Annotated in this window: 19 protein-coding genes; 10 read left to right on the top strand and 9 right to left on the bottom strand. The window is 57.8% G+C overall.

What is annotated here, in order from left to right; translation table 11 throughout:
* The first annotated feature begins 30 nt into the window (after window positions 1–30).
* From AS89_RS0107995 to AS89_RS0107985, 3 genes are all read left to right on the top strand, one after another.
* Window positions 31–2820, top strand: coding sequence for a TonB-dependent receptor plug domain-containing protein (locus tag AS89_RS0107995; protein ID WP_010131987.1), 2790 nt, complete (start codon window positions 31–33; stop codon window positions 2818–2820).
* 70 nt (window positions 2821–2890) lie between these two features.
* Entirely contained in the window at window positions 2891–4972 is a 2082-nt protein-coding gene (locus tag AS89_RS0107990; protein ID WP_010131986.1) for an alpha/beta hydrolase family protein, read from the top strand.
* Between the two features lie 25 nt (window positions 4973–4997).
* The gene (locus AS89_RS0107985) at window positions 4998–5573 is read left to right on the top strand and encodes an energy transducer TonB (protein ID WP_158217350.1); all 576 of its coding nucleotides are present in this window, start codon (window positions 4998–5000) and stop codon (window positions 5571–5573) included.
* Window positions 5574–5727: 154 nt separating this feature from the next.
* On the opposite strand, the gene thiI is transcribed toward AS89_RS0107985, so the two are convergent.
* Window positions 5728–7200, bottom strand: a complete 1473-nt coding sequence (thiI, locus tag AS89_RS0107980) for a tRNA uracil 4-sulfurtransferase ThiI (RefSeq protein ID WP_010131983.1) — start codon at window positions 7198–7200, stop codon at window positions 5728–5730.
* A gap of 391 nt (window positions 7201–7591) precedes the next feature.
* Here thiI and glnA point away from each other — a divergent pair, with 391 nt between their 5' ends.
* From glnA to AS89_RS0107940, 7 genes are all read left to right on the top strand, one after another.
* Window positions 7592–8998, top strand: a complete 1407-nt coding sequence (glnA, locus tag AS89_RS0107975) for a glutamate--ammonia ligase (protein ID WP_010131982.1) — start codon at window positions 7592–7594, stop codon at window positions 8996–8998.
* A 250-nt stretch (window positions 8999–9248) separates the two neighbouring features.
* Window positions 9249–9929, top strand: a complete 681-nt coding sequence (locus AS89_RS0107970) for a DUF4124 domain-containing protein (protein WP_010131981.1) — start codon at window positions 9249–9251, stop codon at window positions 9927–9929.
* Between the two features lie 394 nt (window positions 9930–10323).
* A complete protein-coding gene (glnL, locus tag AS89_RS0107960; RefSeq protein ID WP_010131980.1) occupies window positions 10324–11397 on the top strand; it encodes a nitrogen regulation protein NR(II) in 1074 nt (357 codons plus the stop codon).
* Between the two features lie 59 nt (window positions 11398–11456).
* Window positions 11457–12869, top strand: a complete 1413-nt coding sequence (gene glnG, locus AS89_RS0107955) for a nitrogen regulation protein NR(I) (RefSeq protein WP_010131979.1) — start codon at window positions 11457–11459, stop codon at window positions 12867–12869.
* A gap of 133 nt (window positions 12870–13002) precedes the next feature.
* On the top strand, window positions 13003–13338 hold the full coding sequence (locus AS89_RS0107950) for a zinc ribbon domain-containing protein YjdM (protein WP_010131978.1): 336 nt from the start codon (window positions 13003–13005) through the stop codon (window positions 13336–13338).
* Between the two features lie 84 nt (window positions 13339–13422).
* Complete coding sequence (locus tag AS89_RS0107945; RefSeq protein ID WP_010131977.1) at window positions 13423–14217, top strand: bestrophin-like domain; 795 nt, start codon at window positions 13423–13425, stop codon at window positions 14215–14217.
* Window positions 14218–14315: 98 nt separating this feature from the next.
* On the top strand, window positions 14316–15125 hold the full coding sequence (locus tag AS89_RS0107940; RefSeq protein WP_010131976.1) for a bestrophin-like domain: 810 nt from the start codon (window positions 14316–14318) through the stop codon (window positions 15123–15125).
* A gap of 40 nt (window positions 15126–15165) precedes the next feature.
* Here the strand turns inward: AS89_RS0107940 and AS89_RS0107935 are convergent, their stop codons facing one another.
* The 8 genes from AS89_RS0107935 to AS89_RS0107900 all read right to left on the bottom strand — a co-directional run bounded on the left by AS89_RS0107935 (window position 15166) and on the right by AS89_RS0107900 (window position 23759).
* Window positions 15166–15708, bottom strand: a complete 543-nt coding sequence (locus AS89_RS0107935) for a DUF3833 domain-containing protein (RefSeq protein ID WP_010131975.1) — start codon at window positions 15706–15708, stop codon at window positions 15166–15168.
* A gap of 87 nt (window positions 15709–15795) precedes the next feature.
* Window positions 15796–16917: an AI-2E family transporter gene (locus AS89_RS0107930; RefSeq protein WP_010131974.1), complete on the bottom strand. Its 1122-nt coding sequence runs from the start codon at window positions 16915–16917 to the stop codon at window positions 15796–15798.
* A 96-nt stretch (window positions 16918–17013) separates the two neighbouring features.
* Entirely contained in the window at window positions 17014–17742 is a 729-nt protein-coding gene (locus AS89_RS0107925) for a D-Ala-D-Ala carboxypeptidase family metallohydrolase (RefSeq protein WP_010131972.1), read from the bottom strand.
* Between the two features lie 36 nt (window positions 17743–17778).
* Entirely contained in the window at window positions 17779–18459 is a 681-nt protein-coding gene (locus AS89_RS0107920; protein ID WP_010131971.1) for a D-Ala-D-Ala carboxypeptidase family metallohydrolase, read from the bottom strand.
* A gap of 156 nt (window positions 18460–18615) precedes the next feature.
* On the bottom strand, window positions 18616–20163 hold the full coding sequence (locus tag AS89_RS0107915) for a phosphoenolpyruvate carboxykinase (protein ID WP_010131970.1): 1548 nt from the start codon (window positions 20161–20163) through the stop codon (window positions 18616–18618).
* Between the two features lie 390 nt (window positions 20164–20553).
* Window positions 20554–21432 (bottom strand): Hsp33 family molecular chaperone HslO, encoded by an 879-nt coding sequence (gene hslO / locus AS89_RS0107910; RefSeq protein ID WP_010131969.1) that lies wholly within the window; start codon window positions 21430–21432, stop codon window positions 20554–20556.
* A 242-nt stretch (window positions 21433–21674) separates the two neighbouring features.
* A complete protein-coding gene (locus AS89_RS17175; RefSeq protein ID WP_010131968.1) occupies window positions 21675–22139 on the bottom strand; it encodes a DUF4124 domain-containing protein in 465 nt (154 codons plus the stop codon).
* An 84-nt stretch (window positions 22140–22223) separates the two neighbouring features.
* Window positions 22224–23759, bottom strand: coding sequence for a S1C family serine protease (locus AS89_RS0107900; RefSeq protein ID WP_010131967.1), 1536 nt, complete (start codon window positions 23757–23759; stop codon window positions 22224–22226).
* Window positions 23760–23894 lie beyond the last annotated feature (135 nt).

Raw genomic sequence — 23894 nt, 5'->3', positions numbered from 1 at the left:
CGCATGGGCTAGCGCCCACAGGAATTGAATATGTTTGAGAAAAAGAGACTCTCGCTTTGCGTAGCGGCGGTACTCGGGCTGGCGGTTGCCATGCCGCTGCACGCACAAGAGGTTACTGCCGAAGAGCAGAAAGCCGAAAGCAAGAAAGAAGAGAACGAAGAGCAGCGCTCCAGCACAGTACAGAATGCCGATGAAGGCCTCATCGTGCGCGGTTCTGAAGCGATCGAAACCGTGGTGGTCACGGGCTCGCTGATTCCGCGCAACACGTTCGATGGTCCCGACCCGATGACCGTGATCGACGAAGACGACATGAAGGCGCGTGGTTTAACCACCGTTGCCGACGTGATTGACTCCATGGCGTCTAACAACGGTTACACCGAAGGTAACTCCGGCAATCTGCTGTCGGGCTTTACCGTTGGTGCCAGTGAAGCCAACCTGCGTGGCCTCGGTTCCGGCCGTACCCTGGTGCTGGTCAATGGCCGCCGAATTGCCGATTACCCGCTACCGTTTGGTGGTGAGCAGAATGGTGCAGACCTGGGGACTATTCCCGGTACTGCCATGTCTCGCGTGGAGGTGCTGACCGGCAGTGCTTCCGCAATTTATGGCTCCGATGCAGTGGGCGGTGTGATCAACGTGATCACCAAGCGCGATATGGAGCAGACGCTGGTGACCGCCAACATGGGTGCGTTTGAGGATGGCTACGGCTTTACCAAAGACCTCTCATTCGTCACCGGTAAGGCCTTCGAGCGTGGTTCCGTGACCTTCAGCCTGGAGCAGCGCACCGCAGACGCTATTTCCGCGGACGAAGTGGAATACCTCGATGACCGTCGTTTCCTGGTTACCGGTATCGGTGCCAATATTCAGGATTTCGAGAACGGCTATACCGGTGCGGTTTCCCCACTGGGATACAGCTGTGAAGAAAACGGCCTGGTTACCACCGAGACCTTCAGTGAAGACGGCGCTAGCCGCTGCAACTTCGACGCCTCCCGCGGCATTGCCATGAGTTCGGATCTGGATCGGACCTCGACGTTTGTCGACGGTCGCTACCAGTTCACCGATAACATCCAGGGCTTTGCCACCGTGCTGATGTCCAAGCAGGATGTGGGCAGTTCGGTGAGCGCATCCAACTGGAGCGGTCGCGTGATCAATGCCGACTTTACCAAGGCAATTGATATCGGCCGCTCCTTCTCGCACGACCTGGGCTATACCACCTCCTCCTATGATCAGGAAATGTGGACTTTGATGGCGGGTCTCGAAGGTGAGATTGAACTCGGCGACAACGCGTGGAACTGGGATGTAGTCTACTCCAAGGCCCGCTACAACATGACTCAGCAATATGGAGCCATCCGCGAGGAAGTGCTGCGCGACTGGTTCCTCGACGGTGCCAGTGAGGTCAACGAACTGGCTCCAAACATCTATCAGGTCGACAACGGTTTCTTCGACAACCAGCTGGTGGACAATGTATTCCGCGATGCCTCTGTAGACCGCGATGCGCTGATGGGGCAGGCCACGACCTTTGCCAACTCCAGTGCTCAATCCATCAGCCTAAAGGCGGTGGGTGAACTGAGTGATTTTGGTGTGCTGTACAACCCGGTCACCATGGCGATTGTTGCCGATTGGGGTAGCCAGTCCACCGACATCAACCCGGATGAGCGCTCTCTAAACCTTAATGGCAATGGCTGGCTGAACGTTGGTGCGATCGAGGCCGGTGGTAGCCGCGATCGCAGCGCGATCGGCGCTGAGTTCCTGATTCCGGTATTGGAAGACCTGGAGCTGACCTTCGCCACGCGCATGGACCGTTACGACGATTCCACCGCAATTGGTGGTCGCAACACTTCCTCACTGAAATTCTTGTATAGCCCGTTTGATACGCTGAAGTTCCGCGGTAGCTACGCGCAGACCTTCCGTGCACCGGATATGTTCAACATCTATGGCGAGTCCACCGGCTACCAGGTAGTGACCGACTTGCTTGGCGGCGACTGTTTTGATGGTGAGAACTTCACTGGCACCTGCCCATCCTACAACGTAGTTTCCACTCGCCGCGGTCGCGACGACCTGGAAGAGGAAAGTGGCAAAGACCTGGGGCTGGGCTTGATCTTCACCCCAACCAACAATGTCAGCGTTGCACTGGACTGGTACAAGGTGCGGTTGAATGACCTGGTGGTAACCGAGAGCGCATTTGGCCTGATGGAAACGGAATGGCGCTGTGCCTCTGGCACTCTGCAGAGCAGTAGCCGTTTGTGTGCCGACGTGAGCAATCGTGTGATCCGCGATGCTACCGGGCGTGTCGAGAGCATCATTATCGAACCGCAAAACAATGCTTTCACCGAGCTCCAGGGTCTGGATGCCACGGTCAATGCATCGTTCGATTCGGTGCAATACGGTAACTTTGATGTTCAGCTGAAGTATGTAAATACGCTGTCTTACGACTGGTTACAGTTCGAAGGTGATGAACCGATTGATATGCGCACTGGCTTGCCAGGGCAATCCGTACCGGCTACACGCACCAATCTGACCTTCAGTTGGAGCAACCCGCTGACCGCATTTGAATCGGTGGGCGCGGCACTGTTCATCCAGCGCCAGGGACGTGTGGACAACTTCACCGGTACCAACGCAATGGAGCCGCATTACACCGCGAACCTGAGTGGGTTCTATCAGGCGAGTGCGCGTCTGAACATGGGCCTGACGGTGCAGAACCTGACCAATGCCATGCCCACCACCGACAGCACCAGCCCGCGCTGGCCGTACTACTGGAGTCACCTGCAGAGCCCGCTCGGGCGCAGCGTGAACTTTTCTTTCAGCTACTTCCTGAGTAACTGAGTTCCTGTTTGAGGTGTCGGTCGGCACCCGACAATTTTTGTTGTCGGGTACCGGCCACAGGAGTTAAGTGATGAAAATACTAAAAATATCTGCAGCTGCTCTGGTGATCAGTGCGGTTGCCTTGTCCTGCCTCCAGGGAGTGCAGGCAACGGAAAATAAAAATAATCAGGATGTCGGCAACTACGCAGACAGTCTGGGAAACTTGCCAGTGCCGATGGAGGACCTGTTCCGTCCAGTGGCCTACACAAATATTCGCATCTCTCCCGATGGCCGGCACTTTGCTGCGGGCAAGGTGCGTGAGGACGGGTTGACCGATGGCGTGATCATTGATCGTCGCACCATGGAGATCAAATCCACTCTCGAGATGGACGGCTCGGTCGGCGTCAGCGATATCCAGTGGGCGAACAAAGAGCGCGTGCTGTTCAGTTTCAGCATGAAGTCCGCTACCTCTGAGGGTGCCGGTTCCGGCTCCGGCTCCATCGCCGCAATGAATGTGGATGGCTCGCGCAAGGAACTGATCTGGACTGGCACCAATGATTACGGCGGTAATGAAAGCGCCAGCCTTGCTGGGAAAATTGACGATAAGCACTACCGTGTAGTGGTTTATCCCTCCGGTACCGGACTCGACTTTCCGCTGCAATATATTTACAAACTGAATATCTACACCGGTAAAAACACGCGTATCGCACGTTCGCCGATCCGTCTGGCAGAACCGATCTTCAACAAAGGTGGTGACATTACTCACTGGGTAGGCCGGCTGCCGGACAGCTTTGATCACACCGTGGTTGCGACCAAGCAAGACAACGGTGATTGGGAAGAAAGCGTTTACCACAATGCCAAAGGTATGTTTGCGCCGGTTTCCTGGACCCGCGAAGACGGCTTTATGTGGTACACAGATACCATCGAAGCACCGACCAAAGGGTTGTACAAGGTCAACGTAAAGACCGGCGAGAAAGAGTTGGTGTATCGTCATCCGAAAGTCGACTACGACGAGACCTACAATGATGACGATGGCAACCCGTGGGGAGCGATGATCAATTACGATTATCCCCAGGTGGTTTATATCGATAAAGAGAACCACTACGCTAAAACCCACCAACGCCTGCAGGGGACTTTCCCAAACAAAGTCATCAAGATTTTGAACCGCACCAGCGATGGCAACGAGTGGGTGGTGCACATTGGTGACGACCGCCATCCCGGCAGTTACTACGTATATAACCAGTTTGATGGTGCACTCAAGTTCCTCGCCAACCAGGCGGAATGGATCGACCCTGCCACGATTCCAGCCACCCACCCGGTGCGTTTCAATGCGCGAGATGGTCTCGAAATCAATGGCTACATCACCTTGCCGGTCGGCAAGGAAGCGAAAAACCTACCGTTGATCATCCTCCCCCACGGTGGCCCGCACGGTCCTCGTGATTATTGGGGTTACAACAAGGAGCGCATCGTGTTCGCCAATGCCGGTTATGCGGTGATGCATGTGAACTATCGCGGTTCCGGCGGTTATGGCCGTGAGTTCCTGTTTGGAGGGTACGGTAAGTGGGGGCGTGAGATGCAGGATGATCTGACCGATGCGACTTACTGGGCGATTCAGGCTGGTATCGCCGATCCGGAGCGCGTGTGTATCTACGGTGCCTCCTACGGTGGCTACGCGGCAATGATGGGCATCACCAAAGAGCCGGACCTGTACAAGTGCGGTATCGGTTATGTGGGGGTGTACGACCTGAATATCTTTATGACCGAGGGGGATATTCCCCTGCGTAAAGCGGGCCGCACATACCTGAAAGCCGCCGTCGGTACTGATGCAGAAGAACGCGCGCGACGTTCCCCGGCGGCCAATGTGGATCGTATCAAGGCACCAGTATTCCTGATTCAGGGACAGCGCGATGTGCGCGTGCACTGGGCGCACTACGAGGCTATGCGCGATGCTTTGGAACAGCAGGAGCACGCGCTGGAGACGCTCGTGGCACCGCGTGCGGGCCATGGCGCCCGTGAGGAAGACAGTCAGCTGGAAATTTACTGCCGCATGATCGACTTCTTCGATCGGCATATTGGTGATCGCGAGGCCACCGACCCGCCGGCCAGTGACTGTGTGCCTGAAGGCGCTCTGGGTCTCGAGTACAAATACTACGAGGGGGTGAAGCGTGGTTAAGTCACTGCTGGCCAGCGCGGCGCTGTTGGCCGCCAGCCAGGCGCTCGCCCTGGATTGGCAGCGTCCTGATTGCGCCAGCTTTGCACAAGAGTCTGCGTGCATTAACGACTACAAAAATCAGGTTCGCCGCGATCGCCAACAGGAATTTCGCGCAGCTGGTGTCCAGTTCTGGTACTACGAACGTCCGGATTTTTCTGAAAATGCAAAAGTCGAAAAAGCGCTTGCCGACAAGCTGGAAGGCGCCTTACTAGTGTCTTTTGATATTGAAAAGGACGGCAGTGTTTCCGCTGTGGCGCTGCGTGATCAGACTTCAGAGGACATGCTGGTTTACGCTGGGCCGGTACTTGATGCGGTAAGAAATTGGCAGTTTGTACCCATGGAAGAGGCTGTCAGTGGTCGCACCTGGTTGTTCCCTTTTATCTTCAAAACTGAAGCGTGTGGAGAGGTAAAGGATAGTGCGGCGTGCGCTGAAGAAGAGAATTCCTCACACCAAGGTGCGATCAGTAATGGCGTAACAAAAGGCGCCGGCGGCTCGCCGGAAATTTACACGCCGCGATGGTCTGGTCCCTTTTACGATCTGTTCTTTATTCACTCGTCTTAGGTAACACTTCTCTTGATCGAGCGCCGTAGCTTTATTCGGCGTAGCTAAAGTCCCGCGGCCCGATTTATCGAACAATCACCGCGGGCATCCCCCAGTGGGCCCGGTAGTGATACCGGGCCTTTTTACGTTTGCGGGCAGCGGGTAGCGACGGGAATTATTTTCCCTGGTGCGGAATCTCCGGGCGGAACACACCTACATTGCGGTAGCCCTCATCCAGCAGGTGCGACGCATGCAGCTGGCTCATAACCCCGCGCGCGCAGTACAGCAGGTACTGTTTGTCCTTATCCAGCTTCTGGAAGGCGGTGCTGAGGCGGTAGAACGGGATGGTCTCCACTTCCGCGTCGTCGATTTCCAGCGGGTTTACCTCTTCCTCGGTGGGGTGGCGGATATCGATAATGATGGCATCGCCGGGTTCTTTGAAGATATCCACCGGTGGAGCGTCTTCACCCAGGTCGTCCATTACCTCATCGATATTCTGCATTACCCGGTTGCCCACCGCGCGGTCGAGCACGGAAAAGTCAAAGCGCGCTTCTTCGCTTTCGACTTTTTCCATTTTCGCGCGGGTGGTGGGTTTCACCGAAATGACCCCGCAGTACTCCGGCATACTCGCGGCAAATTCCTCGGTGCCGATCTCGCGCGCGGTGCGAATAATGTCGGTCTTGTCGGAAGTAATGAGTGGGCGCAGCACCAGGGTATCGGTGACGCTGTCGATGACCGACAGGTTCTTCAATGTCTGGCTGGAAACCTGGGCGATGGCTTCGCCTGTTACCAGCGCGTCCACCTCCAGTTCCTTGGCGATGACCGAGCCTGCGCGCAGCATCATGCGCTTCAGGGTCACGCCCATATAGGAGTCATCCACCTTCTCCAGGATTTCCGCCACGACTTCATCAAACGGTACCGTGACAAAGCGCACCCGGTGGGAGGAGCCATATTTTTCCCACAGGTAGAATGCGACTTCCTTTACCCCGAGCTCGTGCTGGCGACCGCCCAGGTTAAAGAACAGATAGTGGGTGCGGATACCGCGTTTGATGGTGAGGTAGCTGGATACGGTGGAGTCGAAGCCCCCGGACACCAGCGAAATGACCGGGTCCTGGGTGCCGAGCGGGAAACCGCCGAGGCCCTGGTGCAGTTCCTCGATCACATTCAGCTTGTCGTGACGGATTTCCAGTTTCACGGTGATGTCGGGTTTTTTCAGCTTAACCCCGGCCGCGCCGGTGTTCTGGTTGAGGCCGCCCCCCACATACTGCTCCACGTCCCCGGACTTAAAATCGTGCTTGCCGGTGCGTTTTACCCGCACACAAAATGTCTTGCCGGCCAGCTGCGGGCCCCAGATGGCGAGGGTCTTCTGGTAGATATCGTCGAGGTCGCCCAGCGGGAACTGCTGCACGCGAGCAAAATTGGCGATGCCCGGGGTGTGCGCCAGTACCCCCTCAATCCGCTCGGAAAGATGGGATACTGCGTCCGGTGCGGTCACGTCGATTTTTTCCCAGTCCTTGCGCACCTTGATACGGTCATCCAGCTGCCGCATCAGCTTGCGCAGGTTGTCCGCGAGCTGTCGCGACATGCGCTTGCGCACGGGATTGCTCTTGATGGTGATCTCTGGGAAAAATTTAACGACAAAGTGCATAAGGGATGTGCCGGAACCGCGGTTGAATTTGAGGCCGGAAAGGATTTACTGGCTTCCCGGAAGAGGTGGCGAATTATAAACTCGCTATCACGATTTTGCTTGTGGCACCAAAGTGGTGCCAAATGCATGATTCCCGCCCTAAAATGGTGCGGGCGGAGGTTTGGGGGCACCATTTTTGGGAATGCTGAGGTCCACCGGAACTAGCTGGCGTCATATTGTTGGTTCGGGTTGGATGAATTCTATTCGATTGTTCGCCGCAGCAACTAAATCCGACTCCCCAAACCCCGTTGCCGTCAATTTGCCCCAATTTGGCACACTCTTTGCTTTTACTGTTGCCACAAGATAAAGCGAATTGGCGCGAACATAACTTTTTCATTCTTGGAGGACTGTAATGTCAGCGAAAACGCTCGGGCTCATCAAAGAGAGCGAAGCTAAATGGGTAGACCTGCGCTTCACCGATACCAAAGGTAAGGAACAACACGTTTCCATTCCCGCTAAGGAAGTTGACGGTGAGTTCTTCGAAGAAGGCAAGATGTTCGATGGCTCCTCCATCGCTGGTTGGAAAGGCATCAACGAATCCGACATGATCCTGATGCCGGACGACGAAACTGCCTTCCTGGACCCGTTCACCGACGAAGCGACTGTCATCATTCGCTGTAACATCGTTGATCCGATCACTGGCCAGGGCTACGAGCGCGACCCGCGTTCCATCGCACTGCGCGCTGAGGAATACCTGAAGTCCACTGGTTTCGGCGACACCGCACTGTTCGGTCCGGAGCCTGAGTTCTTCGTATTCGACGACATCACCTGGGGTGCCGAAATGGGTGGCGCCTTCTACAAAATCAACTCTGAAGAAGCGGCCTGGTCTTCCGGCGCTAACTTCACCGACGGCAACATGGGCCACCGTCCGGGCGTTAAAGGCGGTTACTTCCCGGTTCCTCCGGTCGACTCCCTGCACGACGTGCGTGCTGCCATGTGTTCCGCTATGGAAGCCATGGGTCTGGAAATTGAGGTACATCACCACGAAGTGGGTACTGCTGGCCAGTGTGAAATCGGCGTTGGCGCCAACACCCTGACCAAGAAAGCGGACGAAGTTCAGATCCTGAAGTACGCGGTACACAACGTAGCGCACGCTTACGGTAAAACTGCGACCTTTATGCCGAAGCCGCTGGTAGGCGACAACGGTTCTGGTATGCACGTGCACCAGTCCTTCAGCAAAGACGGCGTAAACCAGTTCGCTGGTGACGCTTACGCTGGACTGTCTGAAACTGCGCTGTTCTATGTTGGCGGTATCATTAAGCACGCGCGTGCCCTGAACGCCATCTGTAACGCGTCTACCAACTCCTACAAGCGTCTGGTTCCGGGCTTCGAAGCCCCGGTAATCCTGGCTTACTCCGCGCGTAACCGCTCTGCGTCCATCCGTATCCCGTTCGTACCGAGCCCGAAAGGCAAGCGTATCGAAACGCGCTTCCCGGATCCGACTGCTAACCCGTACCTGGCCTTCTCCGCTCTGCTGATGGCTGGCCTCGACGGTGTTAAGAACAAGATCCACCCTGGCGACGCTGCGGACAAGGATCTGTACGATCTGCCGGCGGAAGAGCTGGCCGAGTACCCGACCGTTGCTTCCAGCCTGGAGCAGGCTCTGGACGCACTGGATCAGGACCGTGCGTTCCTGACCGAAGGTGGCGTATTCACCGACGACGCGATCGACGCGTACATCGAGCTGAAGAAAGAAGAAGTACAGCGCCTGAACATGACCACTCACCCGGTTGAGTTCGACCTGTACTACTCCGTGTAAGACGCCGCAGGCGCTTCTGTGTAAAACGGAGTATCATCAGCGCGCCGCCGCCGGGTCCCCGCAACGGGACTGGTGAGAACGGCGCAAAGATGACGAGAAAGCCCACACCTGACGGTGTGGGCTTTTTTTATGCGCCTACAGGGGGGATTTTGTGCAGTTATGCGTGCAAGTGCTGTACGCCGTGCCCGGTTTCACGAGTACACTAGCCTTAATAAACAGGTAGGTTGAAAACACGATTGCGGGAGCGACCATGATCAAACTGACCGCGTTGCTTGCAGTGCCATTCGCCGTTCTGCTGACGGCCACCGCGAGCGCCCAGGACCAGTCCGACAACACCAAGGGTGGCTCTGGCTCGTCTACGGGCTCCGTGTACAAGATTGTCGGGCCCGATGGCCGGATAACCTTCAGTGATACCGCGCCGGCGGGCGAAAAGGTGGAAAAGGTCGAGATTGGGCCGATCAATGTCCAGCCAATCGCCCCCAAAAGCGCGCTGCCCACACGCAAGCTGTCCCCGCGGTCTGGCGAAGCGCGCCAGCGCGAAGACCTGGGGCCAATCAGCTTTGCCATTGTCAGCCCGGCGGATGATGCAACCATTCCCCCCGGCCAGCGGTTTATCGTCTTGCAAGTGGCGGTGAATCCGGTGCCGCGGGATGGTTACCGCTTCTTTGCGGTGGTCGACGGCCAACGCTGGAGTGGTGGCTCCTCCAGTACGAGCCTGGATATCTCTGCGCTGGAGCGCGGTACTCACACCATTCAGGCGGTGCTGTACAGCGCCACTGGCGAGCCACTGGCACAGTCGCAAACTATCCAGGTCCACGTGAAGCGACCGGGCGGGCAGATACCGGAATTCCCGGCGCAGCAAGCGCCGCAGATGCCCAAGGCCCAGCAGGTACCCGGTGTCGCGAAACCGCCCAGTCCCCAGCCCCGTTAATAGCGGCGAGCACTCACTCCAGTCGAGTGAGTAACTCATACCGAGTGCGCGCTGCGACTGGGCGTACTCGCCTGATGAGCCGCTACGGTCTGGCTCGCGTCCCTTTGCCTCGCGTCCCTCTGCCTCGCGCCGCTTTCGCCATCCTCCTCAGCCTCTCTACCCCGTGCCCTCTCTGCCGGCACGCGCTGCCCCGCAATGAACACCAGATCTGGCTATTTTTCACTCAATGCACAATAATGGTGCGCTCATTGGTGGCGGAGGCCGCCAGCGCCCTCTAATTCATTCTCTTTGATCGGTTTTTTGCGCCATTTTGGTTTGCTTCTTGCACTGCCATTAGGCGAACCGGAAAAGTGCACAACCGCGCAACGCCAAACACCCAACTGCGGAAGCTGGAATGCTCAACGATCGTCAATTACGCCTGCTGCTGGACAACCTCACTTCGGCCGTATTGGTGCTCGATGACAAGCTGGCACTTTGCTATTTGAATTCCGCCGCCGAGAACCTGATCGCGGTATCCAATGCGCGGGCCGGTGGCCAGCCGCTGGAAGAGGTGGTGCGGGAAAACCCCGCGGCGCTGGAGGCGTTACGCGCGTCCCTGGCCAGTGGCGAGAAGTACACGGTGCGCCGTGCCCTGTGGCTGCTGCACAACCTCGAAGAATGCACCGTGGACTACTCGGTGACACCGCTGCCCGACCTTGGGCTGTTGTTGCTGGAGGTGCAGTCGATGGATCGTCTGTTGCGCATCGCGCGTGAAGACGCGCTGCTCTCCGCGCAGGAGACCACGCGCAATCTGGTGCGCGGCATGGCGCATGAGGTGAAGAACCCACTGGGTGGTATTCGCGGGGCGGCACAGTTACTGCAAACAGAATTGAAGGAGCTGGACGACGACGGCCTGGGTGAATACACCCAGATCATCATCGAAGAGGCCGACCGCCTGCGCAACCTGGTGGACCGCATGCTGGGGCCGCGCAAGCCGGTGCAGCTGCAACCGGTCAATGTCCACACCATCACCGAGCGGGTCGCACAGCTGATCGAAGCCGAATGCAATGGCGCGCTGATTATCGAGCGGGACTACGACCCATCGATTCCGGATATTCCGGCGGACAGTGAGCAACTGATCCAGGCGATTTTGAATATTGCGCGCAATGCCATGCAGGCCATCGCCGAGAGCATTGGCCTGAAAAAAGGCAGCCTGGTGATCCGCACCCGGGTTCAGCGTCAGTTCACCATCGGTCGCCGCCACTGCTCACTGGTGTGCCGCATTGACGTTGTGGATAACGGTCCGGGTATCCCGGAGGACATCCGCGAACGCATTTTTTACCCGATGATTTCGGGGCGCGCAGAGGGGACCGGGCTGGGGTTGTCCCTTTCGCAGCACATTATTAACCAGCACCGCGGGCTGATTAAATGCGAGAGCGAGCCCGGGCAAACGGAATTCCAGATTTATCTGCCGCTGGCTTCTGAGTAGCCGCGACAGCATCGAATACGCACAGATTTTTGACTGAGAACGCAGGCCGGAAAATTATTATGAACAACCGTGTTTGGATCATTGATGACGACCGTTCCATCCGCTGGGTGCTCGAGCGCGCACTATCCCGCGCCGGCATTGACACGACCTGTTATGAGAACGGCGACCGGGCGCTGGATGACTTTTACAGTGAGTCGCCCGATGTGGTGATCAGCGATATCCGCATGCCGGGTTCCGACGGCTTCAAACTGTTGCAGCGCTTCCAGGCGGAACGCCCCAACCTGCCCATCATCATTATGACCGCGCACTCGGATCTCGACAGCGCGGTCGCCGCCTACCAGGGCGGTGCGTTCGAATACCTGCCCAAGCCGTTTGATGTGGACGAGGCGGTGGCGGTGACCCGCCGCGCGCTGGCGCTGGCCAACGAGCAGCAGCCGGAAGAGCCGGTGGTGATCGAAAATGGCACCGGCAATAAAGAAATCATTGGTGAAGCGCCGGCGATGCAGGAGGTGTTCCGCGCGATCGGCCGCCTGTCACACTCGAACATTACGGTATTGATCAATGGTGAATCCGGTACCGGTAAAGAACTGGTGGCGGCGGCACTGCATAACCACAGTCCGCGCAAGAACCAGCCGTTTATTGCCTTGAATATGGCGGCGATTCCCAAGGACCTGATGGAATCCGAATTGTTCGGCCATGAAAAGGGTGCGTTCACCGGCGCCAGTGCACAGCGCGCCGGGCGCTTCGAACAGGCCAATGGCGGCACCCTGTTCCTGGATGAAATCGGTGATATGCCTGCCGAGACCCAGACCCGCCTGTTGCGGGTTTTGGCCGATGGCGAGTTTTATCGCGTCGGCGGGCACACGCCGGTAAAAGTGGATGTGCGCATTATTGCCGCGACGCACCAGGACCTGGAGCGCCTCGTAGAGGAGCACAAGTTCCGTGAGGATTTGTTCCACCGCCTCAACGTTATCCGCATTCATATCCCGCGACTTTCCGACCGTCGTGAAGACATCCCTCGCCTGGTGCGCCACTTCTTCAACAGTGCCGCCAAGGACCTGGGTGTCGAGCCGAAAATCCTCACCGCGGAAACCGAGGAGTACTTGTCCGGGCTCGACTGGCCGGGCAACGTGCGCCAGCTGGAAAATACCTGCCGCTGGATCACCGTCATGGCGTCGGGCCGCGAAGTCCATATCGACGACCTGCCGCCGGAACTGCACCAGCAGGGTGCCACCAGCGAGGCACCACAGGACTGGCAAAAAGCGCTGCGCCTGTGGGCCGACCAGGCCCTGGCCACTGGCCAGCGCGAGATCCTCAGCGAGGCGGTGCCCGCGTTCGAGCGCGCACTGATTGAGATTGCCCTCAAGCACACCGCTGGCCGCAAGCGCGATGCCGCGGAACTGCTGGGTTGGGGGCGCAACACGCTGACGCGCAAGCTGAAAGAGCTGGGGATGAACGGCGGTGAAGACTAACGCCGCTCCCTCTCTCGCAGCCTAAATAGAGCCAGGACGCGCCCCGTATTCCCAGCGGGGCCACTGGTCGCTATGCTAGCGCCCCAGCAAATCCACTATCCTCATGTTCTTCCCACATGATGTAACCAAAGCTATGAGCGAATTACCCAATTGCGTGCAGTGCAACTCCACATACACCTATGAAGACCGGGGCCTGTTTGTGTGCCCGGAGTGCGGACATGAATGGAGTGCTGCCGATGCGGCGGATGACGACGCCCTGAATATTCGCGATGCCAACGGCAACCCGCTGCAGGATGGCGACACGGTTACGGTGATCAAGGACCTGAAAGTAAAAGGCTCGTCGCTGGTGGTCAAAGTGGGTACCAAGGCAAAGAATATTCGCCTGGTCGAAGGTGACCATGATATCGACTGCAAGATTGATGGAATTGGCGCCATGAAACTCAAGTCTGAGTTCGTAAAAAAGGCCTGAAACTCGCTCGCATTGTGTGCAGAGCGCATCGGATTGAACCAGACTTGAGAATGGCTTAACGATTACTGCCTGATTCAAGCGTAAATGTTCAATTTTCTTACCACACTACCGCTCTCGATTATTTACCTTGTCTCCGTGCTACTGATTCTGGTGGCGCTATCCCTCGGCTATCTGGTGGGCCATCGGTTAGCGCGGCAGCGCACCGCTCACGAGGACAGCTCCATAGGCAGCGCCGTCGCGGCCATGCTTGGCCTGCTTGCGTTTATGCTGGCACTTACCTTCAATATGACCTCCGAGCGTTTCAGTGACCGCAAGGCGTTGTTGCTGGACGAGGTCAACGCCATTGAAACGACGTTCCTGCGCTCAGACTTCTTGCCTGACGCTGAGCGTGCACGGGTGCGGCAGCTGCTGACCGAATATGCCGAGGTGCGCAGCACCGACCCAACGCGCCGCAGCATGGTGGAGACGTATGCAGCGATGGAGCGCAGCGAAAAAATCCACGGCGCACTCTGGCAATTGCTGGGTAGCAGCCAGGACAACGACGCAGTGAACGCAATACATGTAAGGGCGTTTTATGAGTCGTTGAATGAGGTGATTGACCTGCATGCAAAACGGGTACAGGTCGGATTGATTTACCAGATCCCTGGGGCCATCTGGGCAGCGCTTTATGCCATCAGTGCACTGGCGGTATTTGGGTTGGGGGTGCAGCTGGGGATCAATGCACGAGGTTCCGCGCCAGTCGCGATCTCCCTGGCGCTTGCGTTTGCGCTGGTGATTTTGCTGATCGCCGACCTCGATCGGGCGGGTGAAGGTCTGCTAGTGGTTAATCAGGAGCCGATGCGGGCTCTGGCAGAGCGCATGACCAACCCGCAGCAATAGTTAGTTGGCGATGGTGTACCAGGCACCCATGCACACACTGGCGGAAAAGTTGCGCCGTCAGATCGCGACACAAACGGGCACAGGAAGCTGAGTGGCACATGGTCGCAGACGAGTTTTTCCATACGGTACCATTGACGGCGGTGTACACCTTTACCGTGGTCCTCGTGGTGGGATCTATGGGCTTTGGGTTGCTGCTGGGGCGCCGCTACATACGCCGCCTGGGCACGGAAAAGGAACCGTCTATTGGTAGTGCGGTGACCGCAACACTCGGGCTGCTCGCCTTTCTCCTCGCGTTTACCTTTAATATGTCGGCCACGCGCTACGACACACGCAAAAATCTGCTGTTGGATGAGGTGAATGCGATTCATACGGCCTACCTGCACGCAGACTTCCTTGCGCCGGAAGCGGCGCGCAAGGCAAAAAAGCTGCTGCTGGAATACACCGATCTGCGCTTCTTCAATCCGCGCCAAGATGAAATTACCCCGGAGGGGCTGGCCGAGAGTGTCGTGATCCAGGACCAGCTATGGGCACTGGTCGATGCGCATGTACGTCAGAGCTACCAGGGGGCCTACCTGCGACACTTCGTCGACCCGGTGACGGACCTGATTAACTCGCATAATTCCCGTATCGTGATTGGCCTGGAATATCGTATCCCTGGCCCGATCTGGCTGGCGCTGTATTTGCTGACCGGCCTCGCCATGCTCGCCATGGGATTTCAGTTTGGTGTCAGTCGTTGCGGCTCGCTGCAGCTGGCGGTCACCCTGGGCCTAACCTTTGCCACGGTTATCGTATTGATTGCCGACCTGGATCGCGCCACGGAAGGGGCCATCATTGTGGACCAGACACCGATGGCAGAAATGGGGCTCATTCTGGAGGAGTCGGAGCGACGCAGGCGGCTCGGCCTGTAGCGTTCAGGCCGGACTCGCGTGGAGGGATGAATGGGTGGAATTACTTAACAATTGTCAGCTGAATTTCGCCGACATTGAATCCCCATTTGCTGAGTTTTGATTCAGCGATCAGTACGTTCGGTGCCACAAGGTACATGCGGTCATCCACGTTCACCTCAAGGGTGCGCCCCTTGTAGGGGACCTGCAAGACGTAACGCATAAATACCGCATTGCCGGCGACGCGCATGGTGGACGGTCCTACCACGTCTTCGGCCGTTGCGGTGTAGCTGCGTACCGGCGCGTTGGCGGCTGCCGCATTGGGTACCATGACCCAGTTGCGGTGTTGGATTTCGCCGTCATCAAATTCGAACTTCTCGCGCAGTACACCCCTGCCGCCTTCCCAGCTACCCTCGAGATCGGCGACGAATTTTCGGGTGACTCCACCGCTGCGGTTTTTCACCACACCGTACGCCTTCATCGGCCCGGAGAAAAAGTCCTCTGCAACAAAGCGCGGTGTTTTATCCGCATAGGTTTCGATGCCAGGCGCACTGCAACCAGCAATTGCCAGTCCCATGGTTGCCACCAGTGCGAGGGCCCTAATCATGACGTTTCTCCGCAGTCAAAAATACAAGAATCTTAACTAAAGCATACGCTTTAGGCCGTGGTTCGGATTTCCCTGCCCCGCACAGGACTAGTCGTCCTGCTTCGGCATTTTGGGGCCACTGTCGCTCTCGGTGAGGCGCGCCACTTGTGGGGCTGGAGTCGGATCATTCTCACTGAGAAATTCCCGCATAAAAATCTGCCAGAACGCCATAAACAGTGCCGCCAGCAGCGGGCCGATGGCGAATCCGCTGATGCCGAACATCATCAGGCCGCCGATGGTGGAGAACAGCACCATATAGTCCGGCAGCTTGGTGTCGCGGCCCACCAGGATGGGGCGCAGAATGTTGTCCACCAGACTAATTACCAGTGCCCCATACAGCATCAGCACAGTCGCTTTGATCATATCGCCGGTTGCATACAGGTAGAGCGCGGCGGGGAACCAGATGATTGCCGCACCCACCGCAGGCAGCAGCGACAGAACGGTCATTACCACGCCCCACAGCAGTGGCGCGGGCAGCCCCAGCGCCCAGAAGATAATGCCGCCCAGGGTGCCCTGGGTGACCGCCACAACCAGGTTGCCCTTGATGGTGGCGCGCGTGACTTCGGCGAATTTATCCAGCAGCAGTTTCTCGCGCTCGTCTCCCAATGGCAGTGCGCGGATCAGCAGGTCCACCAGGGCGTCGCCATCACGGATAAGGAAAAAGGTGAGGTAGAGCATCAAGCCCAGGCTCACGAAGAAGTTCAGCGTATTCTGGCCCAGTGCCAGGGCATTCTTTGCAATCAGGCTGCCCAGGGTCATCAGCCCTTCCAGCAAACGCTCCTTGAGCTGCTGAAAATCCAGCCCGATCCGCTCCATTGCGGCGTTGATACCCGGGAAGGCGCTGCGCACCTCTTCCACCCTTGCGCCGAGGTTTATTTCACCGGATTGCACCTTGTGGTACAGGTTCGCTACTTCGCTGATAAAGGAGCTGGCAACCAGCAACACAGGAATGACCACCACTACAAAGCAGAAGATCAGCGTTAGCAGCGCGCTCATGTTGCGCCAGTTGGGAAAGCGTTTACACAGGTATTTGTAAAAGGGGTAAAAAATCAGTGCGATCGCACACGCCCAGAAAATCGCAATAAAAAATGGTTGCACCATAAGCAGGAACGCGATGGTGACCAGAATCAGAGCGATAATAAATGAACGTCTTTCCAGTATTTCCTGCACTGGTATTTCCCTATTGTTATTAAGCGTTATTAAGTGTTATCGAGCATGGACAATCATGAAGCCGTAACAGCTTATGAAACCAGATCGTCATGTGCATTACCAGCGTCGGTAACCGCAGGTGTCCACGTGAAAGCGAATGCCGCTGTAAATCCCCAGGCCCATATTCCACTTGCGCCCGACTTTTTTATGGATGCGGCGCAACTTGGGCACCAGCTGTCGGCGGGTGTAGTCATCCTCGGGGATCATATCCAGCCCGCAAAAATGCAGGTGTTTACTGGTGCGGGCGCCGCCGGCCTTGGCGTTATAACTCGGCGTACGCCAGCCGGACAGTACAACCACCGGACCAATGCTCGGGATAATGTAATCCTTCATTACTCGCAATGTGTCCACCATGGTTTCCCAGGCATCTTCTGGCGGTATGGCAAAAGGCGGTTCGCCAATTTTTTGCCAGTCGGTGCCTTGCCGCATAAGTTCGTAGGGCGGCACCACTTCGTTCACGTCGTTGAGTGTCAAGAAGCGCTCGAGTTTTTCGAAGCGCGCGCGATTGTCGCCCTCTTCAAGGAAGCGTTCAAATGCCGCCCCGGATGCCGCGGTGTAGCCCTTGATGCGGAAGATCATCGGCACATCCGGGTCGACTATTTGCGGTTCTGGTTCGATATGCGCAACCGGGCTCACAATGCGCTCGGCTAATTCACGGGCTTTTTCTACGGTGAGCACCACCAGAATCAGTGATGCAATCAGTACTCCCGCGACAATCCAGATCACCCGCCGGCGCTCGATATGAATATCAATAAATTCATGATCGGCGCTTTCTTTGATATCCATAGGCGCTACTACTCAACCTCTGAACCAGGAGAACAATTACCAGCGGCGAAACCCGCAGGTATCCACATGAAAACGCACGCCGCTATACAGGCCGAGCCCCATCTTGCTGTCGGGACCGAGCCGCGTGTGCAAACTGGTTAATTCCTCAACCAATTCCTTGCGGCCGATATTGGAGCGCGGCACCAGGTCCACGCCACAAAAACTCTTGTGTTTGCTTTTCCTGGAGCCGCCCGCCTTGTGGTTGTAATCGTCGGTGCGAAATGCCGACACAATATCCACAGGGCCGATCGCGGGTACTACCTCATCGCGAATCAGCTTCAGGGTGGCCACCATATTTGGCCAGTATTCTTGCGGGGGGATTGCGAAGGGCGGTTCTTTGACATCCAGCCAGTCGGAGCCCTGGCGCAGCAGGTTGGGTACCTTGGTGGCATCCCCCACGCCGGACTGGTTGAGGAAATCGGAGAGCTGGCTCAGGGTCCGGCGGTTGTTGCCCTCGCGCAGGAAGGCCTTGAGGCTGTCGTCGTTGGCGACGCGGTAGCCCTTGAGCTCGTAATAGGGCTTCTCCATAGCCTTGTACTGCAGATAGAGCCACAGCATTAGCAGCAGGGAGAGCAGCAGCCCGACAATGCCCACAATCACCCACCAGTTGGTTTGCTGGTTGGGTGGCAGGTGTTCGTAGCGACGTTTTGCTTTGGAAAATGGGTTGCTCAATGGCATCTGTGCTAACCGTGATGAGAAACCAATAACCGTTGTTGCGCACAGCGGCGCAAAAACAGTCCCTCTACTCACTATAGCTGCCGTGGCGCAAATGTTGCCCACAAAAAAGGCGACCTAAATGGTCGCCTTTTTCATCAAGGGGGAGTGCCGGGTTGCTTACGCTTGCGGGCCGGCCGCCTTGATGTCATCGCTTACCGAGAACTTCTCGATGTTCTCGGCAAACAGGCCGGCCAGCTTGCTGGCGGCGTCGTCGTACGCGGCCTGATCCGCCCAGGCGTTGCGCGGGTTCAGGTAGGACTTGTCCACACCCGGCACTTCGGTGGGGATATCCAGGTTCATGGTATCCAGGTGCTCGGTTTGCGCATTTTCAAGCGCGCCGCTCTGGATTGCGGCAACCACGGCGCGGGTCACCGGGATCGGGAAACGCTTGCCATTGTCGCCGGAGCCACCGGTCCAGCCGGTGTTGACCAGGTACACCTTGGAGTCGAAGTCTTCGATACGCTTCATCAGCAGGTCGGCGTATTCACGCGGGGCGCGCGGCATAAACGGTGCGCCGAAACAGGTGGAGAAGGTGGGGTGGATACCCGCTTCTGCACCCAGCTCGGTGGAGCCCACACGCGCGGTGTAGCCGGACAGGAAGTGGTAGGCGGCCGCTTCCTTGGACAGTACGGAGACCGGAGGCAGTACGCCGGTGACGTCACAGGTCAGGAAGATCACGTTCTTCGGCTCGCCGGCGCGGTTTTTCAGCTGACGCATTTCCACGTGTTCCAGCGGGTAGGAGCAGCGGCCGTTCTCGGTCAGGCTGGTATCGTCGTAGTCCGGTACCCCCGCGTCGTCGGTTACCACATTCTCAACGATGGCGCCAAAGCGGATAGCATCCCAGATGACCGGCTCGTTCTTCTGGCTCAGGTTGATGGTCTTGGCGTAGCAGCCGCCTTCCATATTGAATACGCCACCCTTGGCCCAGCCGTGCTCGTCATCACCGATCAGGTAGCGCGCCGGGTCAGCGGACAGGGTGGTTTTACCGGTGCCAGACAGGCCGAAGAACAGGCATACGTCGCCGTCTTCGCCCACGTTGGCGGCGCAGTGCATCGGCATTACGTCTTTTTCCGGCAGCAGGAAGTTCTGCACGGAGAACATCGCCTTCTTCATTTCACCGGCATAGCGCATGCCCGCCAGCAGTACTTTGCGCTGGGCGAAGTTGATGATTACACAGCCTTCGGAATTGGTGCCGTCGCGGCTCGGGTCGCACTCGAAGTTGGCTGCGTGCAGGATGCGCCACTCTTCCTTGCCCTTGGGGTTGTACTTTTCGGCGCGGATAAACATGTTGCGGCCGAACAGGTTGTGCCAGGCGGTCTGGGTAGTGACCTTCACCGGGATATAGTGATTCTCGTCCTGGCCGACGTGCAGCTGCTGTACAAAGCTGTCGTGGCTAGAGACGAAGTCTTCGACGCGGCTCCACAGAGCATCGAACTTGTCGGCGGGGAAGGGGCGGTTCACGTTGCCCCATTCGATGCTGTCAGCGGTAGAGGCTTCTTCCACCACGAAGCGGTCTGCGGGAGAACGGCCGGTGCGGGCGCCGGTCACTGCGAGCAGTGCGCCGGTGTGCGTAAGGTGACCCTCACCACGCTGCAGTGCCTGTTCGACTAATTGCGCTGCGGAGAGGTTGGAGAACGCCTGCACCGTCTCGTTTTGCTGTGCCATTCGCTTATTACCCATTGAAGTTGTATCACTGAAATAAATAGTAGGGGGTGCCACCTGAGTTCGCGACCAACTGTCGTGGTTATGTTGCGCGACCGGCCGGCTGGCGCGCGCATTATTGCAAAATTCAAAATCTCTTCACAGGAATGCCCGTATAAATTTTGAGCGAAAATCGGTTTATTTGGGGAATTTTTCGCAAAAATTTATTCAACACAGTGATGTAGTTTTTTTACTTCATAGTTTTGGAGAATATTGGGTGTTATGTAGTTTTCACTACAAACGGTGGTAACGCGCGTGCGGAGTTGGCTGGTCGAGCACCGGGTACAAAAAACGCGCCTTGGGGGCGCGTTTGCGAAATTATCTGCGCCGGCACAGGTGCCGGTATCCATCCGATCAATGCAGGGTGTGTGGCGGCGCATTGAACAGCTCTTCGACCTTGTCGCGATCGAACTTGTAAGTGCGGTTGCAGAACTGGCAGTCGGCGGTGATTTCACCACCCTGCTCCTCCAGCAGGCGGTACACATCTTCCGGCCCCATGGCGATCAGGGCGCGCGCGCTGCGCTCGGCGGAGCAGCTGCACTTGAAGCGGATATTGGTGGTGCCCAGGGTGGCCGGCTCCATCTGGTGGAACAGGCGGAATAGCAGCTCGTCGTGAGGCACGCCGTGCAGCTCCTCGGCGGTGACGGTGGAGGCCAGCTGCACCCCGGTCTCCCAAGCGTCTTCATTTTCCGTGGCACTGGCGGCGTTATTGCCCGGCAACACCTGCAGCATGATGCCGCCCACCGTGTCGGCGCTGGTTTCGATCCAGAAGCGGGTTTGCAACTGTTCGGACTGGGTAAAGTAATCCTGCAGGCACTCCGCCAGGGTTTCCCGCTCCAGCGGCACAATGCCCTGGTAGCGCTCGCCCTGCTGCGGGTCGACGGTGATGACCAGAGTGCCGCGGTTGCCCACCAGGTCGCGCAGGTTGGCGTCTTCAGCGATTTCCGCACCTTCGGCCACGCGCGCCAGGCCGCGCACGTCACTCTGGTGGCTGCATTCCGCCACCAGCAGCGGCACATCGCCCTCACCGCGGGCCTGCAGCATCAGCATGCCTTCAAACTTCAGGGTGGTGGCGAGCAGGCAGGAGGCCGCCAGGAATTCGCCCAGCAGTTTCTGTACCGGCAGCGGTAGTTGGTTGTGCTCCAGTACCTCCCGGTAAGCATCGGTAAGCGTGACCACCTGGCCCCGGATATCGTGCTTGGAGAAGATAAAGCGTTCCAACTGATCCGACATGATGTTTGCCTCGCTAGGTTTTGGGGGAGGCGATTTTAGGCGCTGTGCGCGCGAAATGCGATAAATGCCACCTTAATGTCACTATAGCCGCTGCAGTGGTGGCGAAGAGTGCTGTACTTCGGGAGGGTTTGCGGTTTTTACGTGCGCAGGCTGATGCACGCAGATGCGAAAAGCGGCTGCTGAAAGCCGGGGAATGGAGCAGCAGGACGGGTGCATTATGCGTGACCTGGCTGCACCCTATTTTATCCACAGTTCCTGCGAATCTGCGCCTCGAGCTTGCGCGCCTCGTCGACACGCTGGCGCTCACTGATGGTCGACTCGTTGCCCTCCGCATCCACGAAGTACACCGGGCCTTGCAGGATCTTCAGTTGCTTGCGGGCATAGTTGCAGGCTTTCTGCTGCGCGCGTTGTTGTTTGGCTTTCTCCGCCTGCTTGCGCGCGGCATATTCCTGGTCGATCTGGTTTTTGCGCGTGTTGTTGGGGAGGCCCTGTCGCTGTGTGGGCTCGGCACTGTTCACCGGTTTGAGCTGGCCCTCCAGCGACTCCGCTTTAGCCTCCACCGGCGGGCGGTCGCCAAAGTGCACCTTACCGTCCTCGTCCACCCAGCGGTAAAGTTCGCCCGCCATTGCGGGGCTGGTAGCAAATACGCCAAGCGCGAGCACACACGGAATAAACCAGTGTGCGCGAAGTTTGCAAAAGCTAATCACGGCTCCCCCCTGAGGTGACCTGCACTTCCAATTCCCGCTCAAAGTCCCAGCCGACCCTTTACGCAGGGTGCGGGCGACAGCCGCTTATTCTACCTGCCCCAGTTCTGCCGCGTCAGGAGTCGGCTCATCCGCGCCTTCTGCGAGCGTGCCGAACAGGCCGAGTGAGTGGCGCTCGGGAATCTGGTAGGTCTGCAGAATCAGTGGCTGTTGTTCGCGGGCAGCGGCAGAGTCCAGCACCATGCGGTAGCCGGCACTGTCTTTCAGCTCGACAAAGCCGGTTTCACTGCTTTCCATGAGCTGCGCGAACTGTTGGAAGTCATGAATCTTCTCCCCGTTCACCGAGCCGATAATCCAGTTTTTCCAGTCGTGGTAGCCCAGGTTCACCGGTGCCGGCAGCACCTTGAGCGCCACCACCAGTTCCTGCTGCTCCGGGCTGGACCACTGATTGCGCGCGTGCAGGTATTCGATGGGCGCCTTGGAGTGCCAGTTGTTACCCCAGCGCTTGATCAGGTTCATATTCAGCGGCACAAACACCACGCCACCGTAGATGTAGTAGCGCGGGCGCTGGTCAAACTTCTCACCCTGCACCAGCGAGCGCGATGGCGGGGTGGCGGCGAGGGTGATGGTCTCATTGAGAATCTCGCCGTCGCGGGCAAAGCGCACCGGCAGCTCATCGCCCACATGATACTGGTCCACCGCGTAGTGGTAATTGGTGCGCTGGTGCTCACGCCACTCAATGGTACGGTCGGCGGCGATATCAAAGCCATCCACCTGCAACAGTACATCTCCGGGCTGGAGTACCTGCGCGGCGGGTGCATCCTCAAATACGCGCACCACCAGCGCCCCTTCCTGGTCCGGGGCCAGCCCGGCCGCAGCTTTCATCGACGGGCTCTCGAGGCTCTGGGTCACTGCACCCAGCTCCGGGAAGCCCTGGTGCACACCGTCCTCGGCGTCCTCCAGCACATGACTGATCACGCTGGGCGGCACAAAGTAGCCCAGGTTCTCGGCACCGGCACTGTGGTTGGTCTGCATCGCCACACCGACAATACGACCGCCGGAAATTACCGGGCCGCCGCTGTTGCCGGGGTTGATGGCGGCATCGATCTGCCCGGCCATCAGGTAGCTTTCTGCGTGGGCATAATACTGGTGCTCGACCCGCGACAGTACGCCGCGGGTGATGGACAGGGATTTGCCGCCAATGGGGTAACCGTAGACGGTCACTTCTTCCTGTAAGTCTGGCAGGTTGCCGAGTGCCAGCGGGCGGGTGTCGTCAAAGAAGCTTTCATCGTCGACGGTGAGTAGCGCCAGGTCGGCGTCGTGGGAGACGAATTTGACCCGCGCACGGAATTTCTGCGCATCGCCATGACGCTGCACCTGGATGAAGCTGCCGTTAGCAATGACGTGGGCGTTGGTAAGGATTTGCTCACCGTCGATCACAGCGCCGGAGCCCGACAGTTGCTGGGCATTGAGCAGTGCCCAAGGGTTGAAGTAGTCGGGGGCGGCGGCAGTGGTGTAGATCTTGATAATCGAGCGCTTGAGCTGCTCGCGTTCGCGATTGTCCGCGTGGGCGATCTGGGAGAAGCAGAGAATCAGCAGGCAAAGAGTCAGCAGGTGTTTCATTGCGGCGTCGCGTCTTGATTATTCGTTAGTTTGGGGCAGTTTAGCACTTTGGCGGTTTTGTGCTCTGGCTGAGTTCGGTACGCTCTGATGGGCACACTGGACCTGTGTGGCCGCCAAGTCGCGGGTGGAGCTTTT

It is taken from the genome of Microbulbifer agarilyticus S89, from assembly GCF_000220505.1.
Lineage (GTDB): Bacteria > Pseudomonadota > Gammaproteobacteria > Pseudomonadales > Cellvibrionaceae > Microbulbifer > Microbulbifer agarilyticus_B.
Note: the sequence above shows the minus strand (reverse complement) of the source record. Positions and strands in the feature narration are given on the sequence as shown.

What these genes read in the sequence shown, in the direction of transcription:
- AS89_RS0107995 (WP_010131987.1), top strand. Translation starts at nt 31, where the DNA reads ATGTTTGAGAAAAAGAGACTCTCGCTTTGCGTAGCGGCGGTACTCGGG.
- AS89_RS0107990 (WP_010131986.1), top strand. Translation starts at nt 2,891, where the DNA reads ATGAAAATACTAAAAATATCTGCAGCTGCTCTGGTGATCAGTGCGGTT.
- thiI (WP_010131983.1), bottom strand. Translation starts at nt 7,200, where the DNA reads ATGCACTTTGTCGTTAAATTTTTCCCAGAGATCACCATCAAGAGCAAT.
- glnA (WP_010131982.1), top strand. Translation starts at nt 7,592, where the DNA reads ATGTCAGCGAAAACGCTCGGGCTCATCAAAGAGAGCGAAGCTAAATGG.
- AS89_RS0107970 (WP_010131981.1), top strand. Translation starts at nt 9,249, where the DNA reads ATGATCAAACTGACCGCGTTGCTTGCAGTGCCATTCGCCGTTCTGCTG.
- glnL (WP_010131980.1), top strand. Translation starts at nt 10,324, where the DNA reads ATGCTCAACGATCGTCAATTACGCCTGCTGCTGGACAACCTCACTTCG.
- glnG (WP_010131979.1), top strand. Translation starts at nt 11,457, where the DNA reads ATGAACAACCGTGTTTGGATCATTGATGACGACCGTTCCATCCGCTGG.
- AS89_RS0107950 (WP_010131978.1), top strand. Translation starts at nt 13,003, where the DNA reads ATGAGCGAATTACCCAATTGCGTGCAGTGCAACTCCACATACACCTAT.
- AS89_RS0107945 (WP_010131977.1), top strand. Translation starts at nt 13,423, where the DNA reads ATGTTCAATTTTCTTACCACACTACCGCTCTCGATTATTTACCTTGTC.
- AS89_RS0107940 (WP_010131976.1), top strand. Translation starts at nt 14,316, where the DNA reads ATGGTCGCAGACGAGTTTTTCCATACGGTACCATTGACGGCGGTGTAC.
- AS89_RS0107935 (WP_010131975.1), bottom strand. Translation starts at nt 15,708, where the DNA reads ATGATTAGGGCCCTCGCACTGGTGGCAACCATGGGACTGGCAATTGCT.
- AS89_RS0107925 (WP_010131972.1), bottom strand. Translation starts at nt 17,742, where the DNA reads ATGGATATCAAAGAAAGCGCCGATCATGAATTTATTGATATTCATATC.
- AS89_RS0107920 (WP_010131971.1), bottom strand. Translation starts at nt 18,459, where the DNA reads ATGCCATTGAGCAACCCATTTTCCAAAGCAAAACGTCGCTACGAACAC.
- AS89_RS0107915 (WP_010131970.1), bottom strand. Translation starts at nt 20,163, where the DNA reads ATGGCACAGCAAAACGAGACGGTGCAGGCGTTCTCCAACCTCTCCGCA.
- hslO (WP_010131969.1), bottom strand. Translation starts at nt 21,432, where the DNA reads ATGTCGGATCAGTTGGAACGCTTTATCTTCTCCAAGCACGATATCCGG.
- AS89_RS0107900 (WP_010131967.1), bottom strand. Translation starts at nt 23,759, where the DNA reads ATGAAACACCTGCTGACTCTTTGCCTGCTGATTCTCTGCTTCTCCCAG.